Raw genomic sequence first — 3,548 nt, 5'->3', positions numbered from 1 at the left:
ATGTTCCAATACCTCGGTACAGAGAACCGTATCAAACGCACCATCCACAAAAGGCAATTGTTCGCCCAAGCAGATCAGATCGGCAGCCTGCACCCCATGAGGCGAATATACCACTTCTGTTCCGATGCTCTGCGCGACAAGCTGATCGTAGATCAAGGAGTATGGTCGCTTGCCACACCCTACATCGAGTAGCCGTCCCTTCATGTAAGCCCGCGCCGAAAGGATCAGCTCGAGCAGCAATTCGTTCGCCAGAATTGATAGAGTTGAAAGCTCATCAACACGGTAGTCGTCTAATTCTGCATCGTATATCAAAAAACCACGCTTAACAAGCATTCCCCAATCCCTCTCTCAGGCTTACGCTAGCAGTTGCGCCAAACGTTGCCCTGACAACAACTGCCACATCACAATACCATAGCCACCCATCACCACCCCAACCCATACTAGCCGCCCAACTATTGCCAGCACACTGACATCCGGCCACCACTGATCGGCCAACCACAATCCACCATACCCAATTGCGGCAGCGCCTGCAACCCCCGCGATCAGCCCTAATGGATACCTGATTGGATAAAGATGGAGTGAGTCGACAGTAATCAATCCTGTCCAGACTACGTAAGCTACCACAGTTGCCCATGCCGCTCCGATCATGTCGAAAGCCGGGATCCACCAGAGGCAGAGACCAATGTAACTAAATGCTGCGATAAAGCCAATAACCGGCAGATCGCGGGTGCGATCCTTCAGCATAATGCCCACGTTCAACGGATAACTGAGGCCGTAGATGATGTAGGCCAGCAAGATAATCGGCACTACGGCCATCGCCGAGTGATAGGTGGCCGGGGCTACCAGAGCATATACTAATGGCGTAACGGCAACGACCATTAGACCGAAGAATGCAACCACCCATAGGTAGAATACCAGCGCGTAAGCATAATTTTGCTCGGCCTCCGGTTGCGTGGCTATCTTGAAACGCCGTGATGCCCAATCGAGTGCAAATGGTCTGGTAATGAGCACATCAAGGATCGTGGCAACTTTGTACGCGAAGGTGTAGATGGCCACATCTTCCAGAGTGAAAAAGCTCTGAAGGATATAGCGATCGGCAGACAGCAAGACATAAGCGGCAAGATTGGTCGGAAGGAGCGGCAACCCATACGCCGCGATCTGCCAGCCGAACGCGCGATCGAACTGCCAGACAATCAACCGGCGCGCAATGAACCAGCCAACCCCGATCGTGACCACACTCGCAATTAACCGCGCAGCCAATGCTCCGATCAGACCCATTCCGCCGGAAACCGCCAGGGCAATCAGCAGTGCGAACAGGAGCAGACGCCCAAGCGAGAGCGTAACGAAGGTGATCGCCTGTTCGCGAATGCGGAAAAGAGTGAGGAAGAGGGTAACAAGGGCATCACTCCAACCAATCCATAACACCAGCAAGAGAGATAGAGGGGTACCGGAAAGATCGTTGCCTACACCGGTCAGAATGAGAGCAGTTCCCACACCAACGACGAGCAACCCAAGCCCGGTCACTGCCAGGATCGTCGTGCCCACGATACGGGCACGCCCGTGCTCACTTGACTGAAACCAGTACTGGCGCATCAAACCGACTTCAAGACCGGCCAGGATCAGCAGATAGAGCAAGAAGGTGGCGATTTCAAAAATCGACCACGCGCCATACTCAGCCGGAGACAGGGTATTGATCAGAAAGGGAATGACCAGAAACAGCGCCGCACTGTTGGCGGCGTTGCCGATCGCATAGACCAGACTATTGCCGATAAGCCGTTTCATACGTGGACTTTCCGGGCAACCAGCCAGGTACTATTTGGCACCCGGCGCCCGAATGTTGCCAGCAGGCACGAGCGGTCGAGCCATCCAAGCACTTTTGGCAGCAAGCGATCGACGACCGACCAGCGGGCATTGCGGAACACCAGTTTCCAGAAGAGGCCGTTCAACTGCCAGCCAAAATGAATACCTGTCATCGGAATAGGATGCAAAATTACAAAGATCGGCTCAATGTGAACGATGTTTAACCGATATTGCGCAAGGATACGTCGGTACTCCTCAATTGAACGGAGCCGAACATGAGCACTAATTTGCACCGTCTGTTGTGGGAAGATATCAGAAACTATCCAAAAAAACATCTCTTTTTAACAAAGCACTCATGTTTTCAACCGACTGTTCAAACTGTTTATCGCCAACTATATGAAACAACACATCAGAAGCAAACACTATATCAAATGATTTGTCGATTTCTGCGGTATCCAATTCAGCAATATCCGCACAGATAAACTGGAATCCAGCAAATCGCGTTCTGAGATTTTCAACACTGACTGGAGCAATATCTAAGCCAACATACCGCCCAACACGATATTGCGCGAACAATTGTGTATAAAAACCGGTGCCACAACCTGCTTCAAAGACATGTGATCCCGGCAGAGAACATCCAACCCGTGACAGCTTCGTCAGCAACGAATCTCTTCTACACGCATAGAGAGCGGCGTTATAGCCTGGACCTAATCCCGCATGACCGACTCCGGTAAAGTCAAAACGCTCTTTGAGTCGCTGCTCCCAGTAAGTACGAGGATTGAGGATTGTATGGCTTCATTATTCACATTCTTTCAGGTTTCCCAACTCGACGCCAGCCTGACGCGATTGTGCACACAGTGCCGCTTGCCGCTCCGGTTCCTTCACCCAGGCCCAAAATTCGATCAAATTACGCCAGATATCTGGTCTTGGATCCAGCGACAAAGCTACGGCGAAAAAGTGCGCCGCGCGATCAGCCTGCGTTGGATCGACCAGATAGAGCACTTTCCCGTAGTGAATATTGGCCCACGCACTACGTTCATTCAATTCGAGCGCTCTGGCCATATACGGCAAGGCTTCGGGTAAGCGATCTTGTTCCCACAGGATTAGCCCGATCTGGCGATAAACATCTGACAAACGCCAGCGCACTGCGGGATCGGCCTCTGACACCCGGGCTGCATTCCGAAAGGCCTGCTCTGCTTCTTGGGCGCGCTTTTCTTCGCGAAGCAATACACCGGTTCGATACCACGCATGAACCAGGAAAATATCGTTTACCCAACCGCGATCAAGCATCACACTGCGGGCAAGATCAGAGCGATCATCGGTCATCAGATAGCGGATATACCACATAGCGCTCGCGGTATCCATACCCAGCGCCGCAGCCCGCCTGAACCATATCAGCGCTTCAGGGTATGCTTTGTGCCGATAAGCCAGCATTCCATTCTGCACGAATGCGGCAGTTGTAGCGCCACCTTGTCGCCACGCTGTCGCTGCGCGCTGCCAGCAATCTACCACAACGCATGGCCATGCAGTCGCCGTGACGACCTGTACGTCAGCCCATATTGCTAGCGGATGATTGGATGTCAATACGAGGTCAACAGTCTGACCGGCCCACGCATCCAAATCAACCCGAGCCAGTTTCCAGGCCTCGCCTTCATCAGGCGCTATCTGATGTTCCGCAATCGGTTCGCCATTAACGGCTACCTGATATGTGATCACGTTGCCTTCAGACTGTGACATCCAAAACGTCA

At 52.5% G+C, this 3,548-nt stretch carries 5 protein-coding genes; all 5 read right to left on the bottom strand.

The window, feature by feature from the left end; all coding sequences use genetic code 11:
- A partial coding sequence (locus Q0650_RS08995) for a methyltransferase domain-containing protein (protein WP_367280806.1) occupies window positions 1–333 on the bottom strand: 333 nt, incomplete at its 3' end.
- Between the two features lie 21 nt (window positions 334–354).
- Window positions 355–1,782, bottom strand: a complete 1,428-nt coding sequence (locus Q0650_RS08990) for a lipopolysaccharide biosynthesis protein (protein WP_298818091.1) — start codon at window positions 1,780–1,782, stop codon at window positions 355–357.
- Window positions 1,779–1,973: a hypothetical protein gene (locus Q0650_RS08985; protein WP_298818089.1), complete on the bottom strand. Its 195-nt coding sequence runs from the start codon at window positions 1,971–1,973 to the stop codon at window positions 1,779–1,781. Before Q0650_RS08985 ends, Q0650_RS08990 begins: the two co-directional genes overlap by 4 nt.
- A gap of 139 nt (window positions 1,974–2,112) precedes the next feature.
- Window positions 2,113–2,586: a class I SAM-dependent methyltransferase gene (locus Q0650_RS08980; protein ID WP_298818093.1), complete on the bottom strand. Its 474-nt coding sequence runs from the start codon at window positions 2,584–2,586 to the stop codon at window positions 2,113–2,115.
- A 12-nt stretch (window positions 2,587–2,598) separates the two neighbouring features.
- On the bottom strand, window positions 2,599–3,548 hold a 950-nt coding region (locus tag Q0650_RS08975), incomplete at its 5' end, for a M48 family metallopeptidase (RefSeq protein ID WP_298818087.1).

Source organism: uncultured Chloroflexus sp., from assembly GCF_937129525.1.
GTDB lineage: Bacteria > Chloroflexota > Chloroflexia > Chloroflexales > Chloroflexaceae > Chloroflexus.
The sequence above is the reverse complement of the archived record's forward strand: the minus strand, read 5'-3'. Positions and strand labels throughout refer to the sequence as shown.

Excerpts from the sequence above, each read along its gene's own strand:
- Q0650_RS08990 (WP_298818091.1), bottom strand. The coding sequence starts at position 1,782 with ATGAAACGGCTTATCGGCAATAGTCTGGTCTATGCGATCGGCAACGCC.
- Q0650_RS08985 (WP_298818089.1), bottom strand. The coding sequence starts at position 1,973 with ATGACAGGTATTCATTTTGGCTGGCAGTTGAACGGCCTCTTCTGGAAA.